Source organism: Bordetella genomosp. 9, assembly GCF_002119725.1.
Taxonomy (GTDB): domain Bacteria; phylum Pseudomonadota; class Gammaproteobacteria; order Burkholderiales; family Burkholderiaceae_B; genus Bordetella_C.
On sequence record NZ_CP021109.1, the window covers coordinates 1228445 to 1241585 of the forward strand.

Annotated in this window: 12 protein-coding genes; 8 read left to right on the forward strand and 4 right to left on the reverse strand. The window is 65.3% G+C overall.

Annotation, left to right across the window (positions count from 1 at the left end; genetic code table 11):
- Positions 1–276 precede the first annotated feature (276 nt).
- From CAL13_RS05725 to CAL13_RS05760, 8 genes are all read left to right on the forward strand, one after another.
- Entirely contained in the window at positions 277–1611 is a 1335-nt protein-coding gene (locus tag CAL13_RS05725) for an efflux RND transporter periplasmic adaptor subunit (RefSeq protein ID WP_086071787.1), read from the forward strand.
- 69 nt (positions 1612–1680) lie between these two features.
- Positions 1681–4884: an efflux RND transporter permease subunit gene (locus CAL13_RS05730; protein WP_086071788.1), complete on the forward strand. Its 3204-nt coding sequence runs from the start codon at positions 1681–1683 to the stop codon at positions 4882–4884.
- Positions 4881–6419: an efflux transporter outer membrane subunit gene (locus tag CAL13_RS05735; protein ID WP_269768193.1), complete on the forward strand. Its 1539-nt coding sequence runs from the start codon at positions 4881–4883 to the stop codon at positions 6417–6419. Before CAL13_RS05730 ends, CAL13_RS05735 begins: the two co-directional genes overlap by 4 nt.
- A gap of 228 nt (positions 6420–6647) precedes the next feature.
- Positions 6648–8051, forward strand: a complete 1404-nt coding sequence (locus tag CAL13_RS05740) for an NAD(P)/FAD-dependent oxidoreductase (protein ID WP_086071789.1) — start codon at positions 6648–6650, stop codon at positions 8049–8051.
- Positions 8052–8081: 30 nt separating this feature from the next.
- Positions 8082–8417, forward strand: a complete 336-nt coding sequence (locus CAL13_RS05745; RefSeq protein ID WP_086056516.1) for a hypothetical protein — start codon at positions 8082–8084, stop codon at positions 8415–8417.
- Positions 8418–8497: 80 nt separating this feature from the next.
- Positions 8498–8710 (forward strand): hypothetical protein, encoded by a 213-nt coding sequence (locus CAL13_RS21460; RefSeq protein WP_086071790.1) that lies wholly within the window; start codon positions 8498–8500, stop codon positions 8708–8710.
- 522 nt (positions 8711–9232) lie between these two features.
- Positions 9233–9511 (forward strand): KGG domain-containing protein, encoded by a 279-nt coding sequence (locus tag CAL13_RS05755; RefSeq protein WP_086056518.1) that lies wholly within the window; start codon positions 9233–9235, stop codon positions 9509–9511.
- 205 nt (positions 9512–9716) lie between these two features.
- Complete coding sequence (locus CAL13_RS05760; RefSeq protein ID WP_086056519.1) at positions 9717–9989, forward strand: hypothetical protein; 273 nt, start codon at positions 9717–9719, stop codon at positions 9987–9989.
- A 485-nt stretch (positions 9990–10474) separates the two neighbouring features.
- Here the strand turns inward: CAL13_RS05760 and CAL13_RS05765 are convergent, their stop codons facing one another.
- From CAL13_RS05765 to CAL13_RS21465, 4 genes are all read right to left on the reverse strand, one after another.
- Positions 10475–10756, reverse strand: coding sequence for a head-tail connector protein (locus tag CAL13_RS05765; protein ID WP_086071791.1), 282 nt, complete (start codon positions 10754–10756; stop codon positions 10475–10477).
- Positions 10757–10892: 136 nt separating this feature from the next.
- Positions 10893–12398 carry a terminase large subunit gene (locus tag CAL13_RS05770; RefSeq protein ID WP_086071792.1) on the reverse strand — a complete coding sequence of 502 codons (1506 nt, stop codon included), beginning with the start codon at positions 12396–12398 and terminating at the stop codon, positions 10893–10895.
- Positions 12395–12859 (reverse strand): TerS protein, encoded by a 465-nt coding sequence (locus tag CAL13_RS05775; RefSeq protein ID WP_086071793.1) that lies wholly within the window; start codon positions 12857–12859, stop codon positions 12395–12397. The genes CAL13_RS05770 and CAL13_RS05775 overlap by 4 nt, the downstream gene beginning before the upstream one ends.
- 48 nt (positions 12860–12907) lie before the next feature.
- Positions 12908–13114, reverse strand: coding sequence for an HNH endonuclease signature motif containing protein (locus CAL13_RS21465; protein WP_232467773.1), 207 nt, complete (start codon positions 13112–13114; stop codon positions 12908–12910).
- Positions 13115–13141 lie beyond the last annotated feature (27 nt).

Below are 13141 nucleotides of genomic sequence, written 5' to 3' on the forward strand. Positions count from 1 at the left end.
TTCGCCTAGGCCCATCGCTTGCCGGCCGGCGCCGTTCGAGCGGGCGAGCACCCCGCTTGCTCGGTGGCGCCCCGTCCCGCGTGCGCAGTGTCGCGCCCGCGCATCGCCGCGATGGTGCCAGTTTAATGAATGAGTTACATTAGCGCCGCTCGATGGGGCAAAACGGGGTGGGGCCAAAGAGCGAGTATCGCCATGAGCACCGGCGCTTCGTGCCCGCTTAACGAATCAGAAAAAACAAAGATGGCAGCATTCGCCTGCCCATGGCGAGAGGGTTACATGCATTTTGCGCCTCCACGTACTCATACGCGCGTTTCCAGGCCGCTGGGCGCCGCGATTGTCGCAGCGCTGTTGCTGGCGGGCTGCGGGGAAAAACCGCAGATGAATCCTGGCCCGCCCCAGGTCAGCGTCATCACCGTCCAGCCAGAGCGCACGCCGCGCGTGGCCGATCTTCCCGGCCGTGTCGACGCCGTGCGGGAAGCCGAAATCCGCGCGCGCGTGACGGGGATCGTGCAGAAAATCGTTTTCCAGCAGGGCGGCGACGTCAAGGAAAACGACCTGCTGTTCAAGATCGATCCGGCCCAATACAAGGCCGCATACGATCAGGCCGCCGCGCAGTTGAAACAGTCGCAGGCCGACCTGTACAGCGCCAAGGCGCTTGCCGACCGTTATGCGCCGCTGGTCAAGGCCAACGCAGTCAGCAAACAGGAATACGACAATGCGGTCGCCAGCTACCGGCAGGCAGACGCCGCGGTGGCCGCGGCGAAGGCGAATCTCCAGAATGCCGCTATCAACCTCGGCTATACCAATGTCACCTCCCCCATCAAGGGACGCATCGGCAAGCCCCTGGTGACGGAAGGCGCCCTGGTGGAAGCATCGTCGGCGACCCAGATGGCGCTGGTGCAGCAGCTGGATCCCATTTACGTGGACTTCACCCAGTCGACCTCCGATCTGGCGGCGCTGCGCAAGGCCTTCAATGCGGGCCAGCTGCAGAAAGTCGGCAACGACGCGGCGCTGGCCAAGGTCGTCCTGGAGGACGGCTCCGAGTACCAGCATGCCGGCAAGCTGCTTTTCACCGGCATCACGGTGGATCCCACGACGGGCCAGGTGAACCTGCGCGCCGAATTCCCGAACCCGGACCAGGTGTTGTTGCCCGGCATGTACGTGCGGGTGCGCCTGACGCAGGGCATCAGCGACCAGGCGCTGCTCGTGCCGCAGCAGGCCTTGCAGCGGACGCCCGACGGCATGCAGAGCCTGATGCTGGTCAAGGACGGCAAGATCGATCAGGTCACGGTGACGACCGGCGAAGCGATCAACGGCCGCTGGATCGTCACGAGCGGCCTGAAGGCCGGCGATGTGGTAGTCGTGGAAGGCTTCCAGAAGGTGCGGCCCGGGGCGCCCGTGCAAGTATCGCAATGGGCGCCTGGCAAGGGCAATGCCGCGGCCGGGCAGGGCGCGGCGCAGCCGGGCCAGGGCGGGCAATCCGGCCAGCAGGGCGCGCCAGCAGCTGGCCAGCAAGGCCAGCCCGGCGGCCAGCAAGGCCAGGGCGCGCAGTCCGGCCAGCAAGGCGCGCCCGCGCAGCCCGCCCAGCCGTCCTCCGCGCAGAAGTCGTAAAGGGCCCGGCGCCCCGCCGCCGGGCGCCGCTCACCCGTTTCCCGCGCATAGTCTTCAGGGTCAGCCCTCATGCCGCAATTTTTCATCGATAGACCGATCTTTGCCTGGGTGGTCGCGCTGTTCATCCTCCTGGCGGGGATGCTGGCCATTTCCAGAATGCCGGTGTCGCAGTATCCCAACGTCGCGCCGCCCGCCATCGAGATCACCGCGACCTATCCTGGCGCGTCCGCCAAGGAAGTGGCCGATTCGGTGACCAGCCTCATCGAAGACCAGCTCAACGGCGCCAAGGGGCTGCTGTATTACGAGTCGGTCAGCGATTCCAACGGCCAGTCCACCATCACCGCCACCTTCGCGCCGGGGCGCGACCCCGATCTGGCGCAGGTGGACGTGCAGAACCGCGTGGCGAACGTCACGGCGCAGCTGCCCGCCGCCGTTGCCCAGCAGGGGCTGCAATTCCAGCAGACCAGCGCCGGCTTTCTGATGATCGTCACGGTGTCGTCCACGGACGGCTCGATGGACCAGACGGCGCTTGCCGACTACGTCACCCGCAATATCAAGAACCCCGTGTCGCGGGTGCCCGGCGTCGGCCAGTTCCAGCTGTTCGCCGCGCCGCGCGCCATGCGGATCTGGGTCGATCCGCAGAAACTGGTGGGCTACGGCTTGAGCATGGCGGAAGTCAATCAGGCCATCGCGCAGCAGAACGTGCTGATCTCCGGGGGCAATATGGGCGGCCCGCCCAACCCCGCGGACCAGCGCACCACAGCCACCGTGGTGGCGAACGGGCAGCTGGCCACCGTCGAGGGATTCGGCAACATCATCCTGCGCGCCAATACCGACGGTTCGCTGGTGCGCGCCCGTGACGTCGCGCGCGTGGAAATCGGCGCTGACAACTACTTTTTCGGCGCGCGGCTCAATGGCAAGCCGACCGCCGCCTTCGCGATCATCCTGTCGCCGGACGCCAATGCCCTGGCGACGGCGAAGGGCGTGCGCGAGCAGATGGCCCAGTTGGCCCGGTATTTCCCGGCCAACATCAAGTACGACATTCCGTACGACACCGCGCCTTACGTCGAAGTCTCCATCCGCGACGTGGTCAAGACCCTGCTCGAGGCCATGGTTCTGGTGTTCCTGGTGATGTTTCTGTTCCTGCAGAACGTGCGGTACACCATCATTCCCGCGCTGGTCGTGCCGGTGGCCATGATGGGCGCCTTCGCCGTGATGCTGGCGCTCGGCTTTTCCATCAACGTGCTGACCATGTTCGCCATGGTGCTTGCCATCGGGATCCTGGTGGACGATGCCATCGTGGTGGTGGAAAACGTCGAACGGATCATGGCGACCGAACGGTTGTCGCCGAAGGAGGCCACCGCGCGCGCGATGCCGCAGATCACCGGCGCAATCATGGGGATCACGCTGGTGCTCGTCAGCGTATTCCTGCCATTGGCGTTCATGGGCGGGTCGGTGGGCGTGATCTACCGCCAGTTCGCGGTCGCCATGGCGGTGTCGATTTTCTTTTCCGCCTTCCTGGCGCTGAGCTTCACACCGGCCTTGTGCGCCACCATCCTCAAGCCCGTGCCGGCCGATCGCCATCAGGAACGGCGCGGCTTCTTCGGTTGGTTCAACCGCCGCTTCGATAGCGGCACGAACCGCTATCAGAACTGGGTCGCGCGCATCCTGCATAAAGGCGGCCGGATGATGCTGATCTACCTGCTGCTGGTGCTGCTGCTCGGCTGGCTGTACCTGCGCATGCCGTCGTCCTTCCTGCCCGAGGAAGACCAGGGTTATGTCATCAGCAACATCGAGCTGCCTTCGGGCTCCAGCGCCAACCGGGCGGTGGACGTGCTGGAGCAGGTGGAAAAGTACTTCCTGAGCCAGCCCCAGGTGGAGAACATCATTGCCGTGCAGGGTTTCAGCTTCAACGGCAACGGCCTGAACGCCGCCATCGCGTTCACCACCCTGAAGGACTTCGACGAACGCAAGGGCCAGGGCGATTCCGCCCAGGCGGTGGCGTTCGGCGCCCTCAACAAGCTGCTCATGGGCATTCACGACGCCATGGTGTTCACGGTCGTGCCGCCGGCCATTTCGTCGCTGGGCAACGCGACCGGTTTCGACTTCCGCCTGCAGGACCGCGCCGGCGCCGGAACCGAAGCCCTGGGCGCGGCCACCGCGCAGTTGATGGGCCTTGCCATGAAAAGCCCGGTTTTGTCGCAGGTGCGGATCTCCGGTCTGGGTCCGAGCGCGCAGTTGACGCTGACCATCGACCGCGCCAAGGCGGCCGCGCTGGGCGTCAATTTCGACGAGGCGGCCACGCTGGTATCCACCGCCGTGGGCAGTGCGCTGATCAACAAGTTCCCCAATTTCGGCCGCATGCAGAACGTGTGGGTGCAGGCTGACGCGCCTTACCGCATGCAGGTCGAGGACGTCCTCAAGCTCAATGCCCGCAACGCCAGCGGCGGCATGGTGCCGCTGTCCAGCTTCGTGACCGCGAAGTGGGGGCAGGGGCCGGTGCAGATCGTGCGCTACAACAGCTACGAATCCGTGCGCATCGCCGGCGATGCGGCGCCCGGCCATACCAGCGGCGAAGCCATTCAGGAGATGGAGCGCCTGATGGGCCAATTGCCGGCGGGCTTCGGCTACGAATGGAGCGGCTTGTCCTACCAGGAACTGGAGGCTTCCGGACAAGCGCCGATCCTGATGGGGCTGTCGCTGCTGGTGGTGTTCCTGGTGCTGGCGGCGCTGTACGAAAGCTGGGCCATTCCCCTTTCCGTGATGCTGGTGGTGCCGCTGGGCATGCTGGGCGCGGTCGCGCTGGTCGGCCTGATGGGCATGTCCAACGACGTGTACTTCCAGGTTGGCATGGTGACCGTGATCGGTCTGGCCGCGAAGAACGCGATCCTGATCGTGGAATTTGCCAAGGACCAGTATGCCCGCGGCTCGGGCCTTTACGAGGCGGCGGTGGAGGCCGCGCGGCTGCGCTTCCGTCCCATCCTGATGACGTCGCTGGCGTTCATCCTGGGCGTCGTCCCCTTGGCGATCGCCACCGGCGCGGGCGCCGCGAGCCAGCGCGCCGTCGGTCTGGGCGTGTTGGGCGGGATGCTGGCGGCTACGCCTTTCGCGGTGATTTTCGTGCCGACCTTCTTCGTCGTGGTGCTGGGACTATTCAAGACCAAACCGCGCCTGCTGGGCGCCGAAGCCAAGGAGTTCGAGGCGCAGCAGGCAGCCCGGAACCGGACTGGCGGGCCGGCCGCGCCGGCCTCCGAGGGACAGGAGGGGCAATGATGATCGCCCGCACCACAATCAATGGCAGGGGCCGGATGCTCCTGAGCGCGACGGTGGCGGCCGCGTTGGCCGGCTGCAGCCTGGCGCCGAAGTATGAGCGGCCCGCCGCGCCCATTCAGGCGGACTGGCCCGACCAGCCCAGGATCGTCTATAGCGGTTACGACAAGGCCGCCACGGCCGGTACGCAGCCGGCCGGCGCGATGACGTCGACGGGCGGCGTCGCGGCTGCCGATATCGGCTGGCGCGATTTCTTCCGCGATCCCCGCCTGCAGGCCCTGATCTCGCTTTCGCTGGCCAACAACCGAGACCTTCGCGTCGCCGTCCAACGCGTCGAAGAGGCGCGCGGACTGTGGGGCGAGCAGCGCGGCCAGCTCTGGCCCAGTATCGGCGCTGGAATCCAGGGCACGCGCCAGCGCCTGCCGCGCGATATGCGCGTGGGCGGACCGGATTCCCCTTCGATCAGCAGCCAGTACCAGGCCGGACTGGGCCTGACGACGTTCGAGATCGACCTGTTCGGCCGGCTCCGCAGCCTGTCCGAGGCGGCGTATCAGCAGTTCCTCGCCACGGAGCAGGCGCGCCGCAGCGTGCAGATTTCGCTGATCGGCGAGGTGGCGCAGGCGTACCTGAACCTGCGCGCCGCCGAGGTGCAGCTGGACCTTACCCGTAAAACGCTGGAGTCCCGGCAGGCGTCGTATGACCTGGTCAGGCGGCGTTTCGAAGGGGGCGTGTCGTCTGAATTGGATCTGAACCAATCCAAGTCGCTGCTCGATACGGCGTCGGCCGACCTGGCGCAATTGGCGCGTACGCAATCGCAGGCCATCAACGCGCTGGTCCTGCTGGTGGGCGCGCCATTGCCGCCCGACCTGCCGCCACCCGCACCGTTCGATGCATCGCAGGTCCTCGCATCCATTCCCCCCGGCTTGCCGTCCGACCTGCTGGAACGCCGGCCCGACATTCTTTCGGCCGAAAACAGCCTGCGTGCCGCCAACGCCAATATCGGCGCGGCCCGCGCGGCGTTCTTTCCGACCATCTCGCTGACGGGCCTGCTCGGCGTCGCCAGTCCGTCCCTGTCGGACCTGTTCAAGGGCGGCAACGGGTTCTGGAGTTTCTCGCCGTCGATCACCACGCCGATCTTTGCCGGGGGCAGTATCCAGGCCGGGTTGGACGTGGCGCGCGCGCGCGACAACATCGCCGTGGCGCAATACGAAAAAGCGATCCAGCAGGCATTCCAGGAGGTGTCGGACGCGCTGGCGGGCGAAGCCACGTACGGGGCGCAATTGCAGGCGTTGCGGGCGCTGGAGGCATCGTCGGCGCGCTCGCTGGAGCTGTCCAACATGCGCTATAGCGGCGGCGTAGACAGCTACCTGCAGGTGCAGAACGCCCAGGTCACCTACTTCGACGCTCAGTTGACGCTGGTTCAGACCGGGCTGGCATCGCTGCTGAACCGTGTGCAGTTGTACAAAGCGCTGGGCGGGGGCTGGGAAGAGACCACCGTGACGAAACAGGCTCAGGCGGATAACGCGTCGCGCAACTGAGCCAAGCGGTGAGCGCTCTGCGCGCTTTCCGGCGATGCCGGGTGCGGTGGGGCGCGAATTCGCCTCGCTTCTCCAGGATTCCGGTTCCCGCGCAGGGCTGCCCGACGGCCCGGCGGGGCGGGCAACGGAACACAATTTGCTGCTTCAGACGGATTGCGCGGCCGCGCCGAGGCCGCGCGTACGTTTGTCCGCATCGCCGGATGGCGATGCCAGCGCCGAGGTGTTCCGATGCCAGATACCCCCGCACTGCTGCGCGAACGTCCGCAGCCAATCGACTCGCAGCCTCCTGGCCCGCGGCCGTCCGCCGGGGTGCCGCTGCAGGAAGGCGCCACCACCGCGCCGCACCGCGTCGTCATCGTCGGTGGCGGCGCCGGCGGCCTGGAGCTGGCCACCGAACTGGGCCGGCGTCACGGCAGCCGCCATGTCACGCTGATCGACAGCCGGATGCTCCATATCTGGAAGCCGACCCTGCACGAGGCGGCTGCCGGCACCGTCGATGTCCAGCAGGAAGGGCTGTCGTACCTGATGCTGGCAAGCCTGTCGCACTTCAACTTCGTCCTGGGCCCGATGCAGGCGGTCGACCGCGCCCGCCGTATCGTGCGCGTGGGCGCCGTAACGGGACCGACCGGCGAAGCGCTGCTGCCGGAACGGGATATCCCCTACGACACCCTGGTCATCGCGGTGGGCAGCACGTCGAATTTTTTCGGTACACCGGGCGCCAAGGAATTCGCCATTACGCTCGATACGCCCGAGTCCGCCGAGCAGTTCCGCCTGACGATGCTCCAGGCGATGGTGAAAGTGGATCAGGCCAAGGCGCACGACCCGCAAGCGCGCCTGAATATCGCCATCGTGGGCGGCGGCGCCACGGGCGTCGAGCTGGCCGCCGAGCTGCACGAGGCGAGCCGGCTGGTGGCGGCGTACGGTCTGCCGCATTTCGATCCGCGCCGCGATCTCAATATCCGCATCATCGAGGGCGCGCCGCGGATTCTGGCCGCCTTGCCCGAAAAGCTTGCGCGTGCGGCCCAGCGGCGGCTGGAAAGCCTTGGGATCGAGGTGGAAAGCGGCTGCCTCGTCTCGCAAGTGACTGCCGATGCGGTGCACACCAAGGACGGCAGGATATTCCCGGCCAACCTTTGCATGTGGGCGGCGGGCATCAAGGGGCCCGACGTACTCGGCACGCTGGATCTGCCCCGCAACCGCTCCGGACAACTGGAAGTGGACGCATGCCTGCAGACCGAGGATCCCCACATCCTGGCCTTCGGCGATTGCGCGGCGGCGCCTCGGCCGAGCGGCGGCGTCGTGCCGGCCCGCGCACAGGCCGCCCACCAGGAGGCGGCGTATCTGCGCCGGCGTCTGAGCGCGCGCATTGCCGGCCGCTCCGAGCCGTCAGCGCCTTTCACCTACAAGGACCATGGTTCGCTGGTCTCGCTGGGACGCGAGCGGGGTGTAGGCAGCCTGATGGGCGCGCTGATGGGGCGCGGTTTCTTCGTCAGCGGCACAATCGCGCGCTGGATGTATGCCAGCCTGCACCTGATGCATCACCGTACCGTGCTCGGCTTGTCGCGCACGATCTCGCTTGCGTTGGCGCGCCTGCTGACGCGCCGCTCGCATCCGCGCGTCAAACTGCATTGACGGGCCAACCCAGACCCACAGGGGATCATCATGGAAACGATCGCGATCCTTCGATTCGAAACGTACGAAGACGCCATGAATGCCCGCGATGCCGTGTCGCACCGCCATTCCGCCGATCTGAGCGCCGCGCGCGTGGATCTGCGCGACGACGAGGCTGGCCCGACGCAGGGCAACTTCGTCACGGGCAACAAATTGCACGACGGCAAGCAGACCGGGCAGTACGCCGAACAGTTCAAGAACCCCTGCGTTCAGGGACCCGTTGTCGTCATCGCCGAATGCCACAATGCCGAGGCGGCGGCGCGCGTCACGGAGTTTCTTGCCGCGCTCGGCGGCCGGGAAGTTCAGGCCCCCTCCGCGCCGCAATAGGGGCGCCGCATCGCGGTATGGCTCTTGCAGTCTCCAAGGCGCCGCCGCCTTGCGCGGCGCCATTCGCACAGGAGGCTTGAATGACTGAGAAGAATCCGAACGCACCGCAGACCGAAAACCTGCCGTCTTCCGGCGCCGGCGCGCATCGCAAATCGCCGGACGAACCGATCCGCAGCCGCAGCGCGGACCCAGGCCAGAGCAGCTATGGCGGATTTTCTGGCGAGGACCCTTCGCGCCAGGCCCAGGATCTGGAAGGAACCGGCGAGGACGCCGTCCGCAAGCCGGGCAAGTAGGTCCGTCGCGCGTCCGCGGCGAATCGCGAGCAGGAAATAAAAAAGAGGCCACGGCGGTTGCGGTGGCCCCAAAGCTCGTGTGCGGGTCTACGACGTACCAGCCGCATGTGAATACAGCCAGTTCGACCCGCTGAAAAAATTAACATCGCGACAAGTCCGTCTCGTGGCGAAGCTGCGACGGTTGGTAACAGCTTGCTGCCGGGCGGTCCTGCCCTGCGGTTTTACGGCCAAATCTCCGCGTCAGGCGAGTTCTGACCAGACAGCTTCGCCGTCGCGGCGCGCGCTGCTGTGCAATACATGGAAAGTAACGATACGGCGCCCCCGCGGGCGGCCGCGACGCGCCCGTAATGCGTACAAACGCGGTAAGGGGTGCCGATCCTTGAAGTGGGCCTTCGCTCCTGCGATTGGCCTTGAATTGAGCGGCTGCCGTGGGGCGAGCGGCATCTCGGGACTATCCCCTAGGTTCTACTCATTGGGCACGGGCGTTGCCATCTTCGTGCTACTTACCAATGGGGGCGCACGATGATTGACGAACGCAAAGGTGGCCGCAAGCCAAGGGGCTTTGCCGCGATGGATCCCGAGCTGCTGCGCGGGATCGCGGCACAAGGAGGCCGCGCCGCGCATGCCATGGGAAAGGCCCATCGATTCGATTCGCAGGAAGCCAAGCTCGCCGCGGCGAAACGGCACGCCACGAAATCGGCGAAGCCGCACGCCGAGGCAGGCGCACACGCGGATCGAGCCGAGACGGCAGACGCCGCGCCCAGTGAAACAACGCCGGCCGGCGCGGAATCGAAGTCCTGACAACAAAGGCAGGCTGCGGCCCGCTTTGGATTGGGACCGTTGGTGCGGTTGAGGCAGCCACGCCTGCATCACACGTCCTAGCGCTTTGCGCCGAAGCCGTTGAGCCTAGGAGCGATGGCCGTCTATTTTCGCAGGCCGCTCACGCCCAAACTTCTCGTCGACCCGGCTTCCATGCACGCCCGGGCCAAATCGACGGGAGAGCACGATGAGCAAAGCAACCGCGGCAAGCTCGGATGGGAATGCGGTCGGGGATCACGCCTGGCCGTGGCGCAGCGGCATGGTGTCCAGGAACGCGGGCATCCGCAGCCTGCCCATCCCGGTCCATCCGGAGGTCCTGGCCTTTCTGTTGGGCGACCTGGTGGGACGCAAATTGCGCGTTTCGCCGGGACCGGTCGCGACGGAGTCCGAGCCGGGACGAGTGACGATTCTGGTGGACCCGGAAGGCCGCATCGCAGATATGTGGATCGACCCAGACTAGAGCGGTCGTGAATGCGCCGTCTTCGATCTCGCGGGATCTTTGATGCGTGGTTGGACGCCGCATGGCATGGGGCTTATGCGGCTTCGTCGCGCCATCGATCCTGCGAGGGGGCCGCGCCGCAATTCGTTCGCGCCTATCGGCATGGTCTGGATGGTTGACCGTGCGGAACCTTGCTTCCCTTGCAATACGTACGCCGGCGAATCGCGCACCCCTCCAAGCGTCTCGCTTAACGGTATTTCGGCATGCCGCCGAAATACCGTCAAAAAGGGGGCTGGATGGCAATGGATCGGACTGGATCCTTCAGGACAACAAAAAACCCGCAAAGCCTTCGCTGGTGCGGGATTTCTGATGCGGCTGGACGCCTTTGCACTTGTGATTGGCGGGAGGGTGTCATCCATAACCGTTGTCTAATCGACTGATAGTTATGGGAATTTGATTTTTGATGTTTAAAAAGTACCCCCATAAATACCCCCAAGCTTCTACCGCTACATGATCATCACTCGATACGGGTTCAGCAGTCGCTCATAGGTGCGGTTCTGGTAGTAGGCTTCCTCCGACTGCCGCTCGCGGTTTGCGAAAAGGTCGCCGACCTGCAGCAAGATGGCGGCATGGACGGGCGCCGGCATAGCTTTCTCTAAATCGGTGCGCGCCATGTTGAGGTAGTCGGCGGCGGCATCCGTCGCCGCATCAATCATGCGCTGCAATTCGTCGTCGGCATCGTCGCCGCTGAAACGTATGTGCAGCTTCGCTTCTTCCAAAGTCACCATAGCTTTCTCCTGTGAATGAGTGGCGGCCACCGGCCCTGCGAGGTACCGCGCCGCCTGTCGGGGTTTCTCCATGCTGGGGCACTCACCGACTAATCCCCATCCAGCTACCCGGTTTCCCGTCGCGGCTGGCACGCGATCAAACAAACATAAAGGCCCCTCCGTCGTAGACGCTGGGCCCCACTTCTTCGGAACGGGACGCAAGGCCGAAAGCCATCGCCATTGCCACCATGCCGTCAATGCGTCCGGTGGCGCGGGCCTTGTCCAGCTTGCGCGATCCGGCAGGGTCTTTCGTTATCACCGCGTTGGCGGCGCACATGGATAGGACAGGGTGCATGCCGTGAGCTACGCGGGCGTTCAGTAGTTCGGCCTCCAGCGCGTCGATCGCCGGTGCCATGTCCTTGTATCCCTGGCCCCATTCCACAAGCGGAAGCTCGATGCCGAAGCGATCCAACGGTTTCCTCAAATCCTCCATGCGCCAGCGGTCGTAAGCGATAGCCTGCAGGTCTAGGCCCGCCACAATCTCGGCGATGTTGACGGCCACATGGTCATAGTCCACCGTCGCGCCGGGCGTGGTGCGCAGGAAGCCTTGCGACACCCATAGGTCATACGGAGCGCGATCTTTCTGTGCACGGTCATGCAGGCCTCTCTCCGGGGTCCAGAAGTGGCATTGCGTCTGCCATACGCCGTCCACCTGCCCGATGAGGATCAGGGCGGTGAGGTCGGCGCGGCTGGATAGGTCCAGCCCACCATATACCGGCCCATCGAAGGGCACGGGCTGTGTGCCGCAGGACTTCCACACGTCCGGGGACACGAAGAAGCTTTCCGCCGAGACTCGCTGATTCAGCAGCAGGTTGCGAACGCTGTTCTCCATACTGGGCATGCGCTGCGCCTGCTTCATCTGCTCGGCGAGATCGTCACGGCTGCGGAATAGGCCCAGGGCAGGATTGGCGGCCTCCCAGGCGCTCTTATCCATCAAGTCGCAGTCCGACGGCGCAGCGTACACGTGCGACACGATGCGCGGGTCCTTGCTCTTCTCGGCGTCATCTAGCCACACTGAAAGCAGGTCGGTATCGCTTGCCGCCTGGGTCGATATCACCAGCAAGAGCGGATCGGCGTGCGCGCCCTGACTCGTCAGAATGGCGTCCACAAAGTCACTCCGCGGGCCGCGCACCTGGCCCACCTCATCAAGGATTGCCAGGACCGGGGACAGGCCGTGCGCGGTCTTGCCGTCCGCAGCAAGCGCCCGGTACTCCGTATTGAGCGGCAGGCCAAGCAGCCGCTTGCTGGACGGAACGATCTTGACCACGTTGGATAGCTTCGCCGATAGCTGAACCATCTTTGCGGCCAAGTTGAAAACTAGGGCAGCTTGGTCGCGGCTCATAGCGCCGGACACAATCTGGCTGTTCCGCTTCGCTTCCGGCCCCACAAGGTGGGCAAGCAGTAGCCCGGCAATCAGGCCGGTCTTGCCGTTCTTGCGTGCGATGGACAGGTAAGCGCGCCGTGTTCCCTCCGGGTTGTCGTAGACCTCTCGGATAAATCGCTTCTGGAAGTCCGCAAGGCACAGCGGTTGACCAACATGCGCGCCATCAGGCGTCACGCAGTACTTCTCGATAAAAGCAATAACGCGCTCGCCCCGTGTCATTGGACCGTCCGCAGGCTAGGGATAAGGTCGTCGTCGTGATCCTGACCAGCCGCGGCACGCTCCAGCGCCAAAGCATTGCCAGCATCGCGGGACCGGCCCACAACCGCCTCCGCATGCACGTGCAGCATGCGCGCCAGAGACACAGCACGGCGGCTCAACGTCTCGATAAGTTTGTGCTTCGGATTGAGCGCGCCATCGATCACGTCGCCTTCTTTGAAGACTTCATCCTGCAAGCGCTCCACGTCCGCTTGGCACCGCGCTAAGTTCGCAGCGTGCGCTAGATCCGTCTCCGTCCACGTATTGCGGGCGCGGGCAGTTACTACCGCGTTCCAAAAGGGCCAGTCCTGGGGGCGCAGGGTCACATGGGCAGGCGGCTGCAAGGGGCCGAGCGCTGCAGCTTGGGCCGCTTCGATAGCGGCAGCGGTGGAATCAGAGCGTTTGCGTCGTGGCGTCGATTTCATAATATGGAATCTCTGGACTTAGCAATTACTCGAGGGGGAACGGTCGGTCTAGCCCCCTCGGTTGCTGGTGATTTCTCGGTTCCATGGGTGCGCGGGATCGGTCGGCATCCCCTGGGCGTCACAGCCGTAGGCCACGCGCTTGCCGTGGTCGCGTGCGGTCTTGCGGGAATGGCATTCATGGCACAGGCCCACGAGGTTGCCCATGTCGTTGTTCCCCGGGTCGCCGTCGTGGTGGTCCACGTCCGTAGCAGGCACAACCAGGCCGCGTGCCGTGCAATCCCT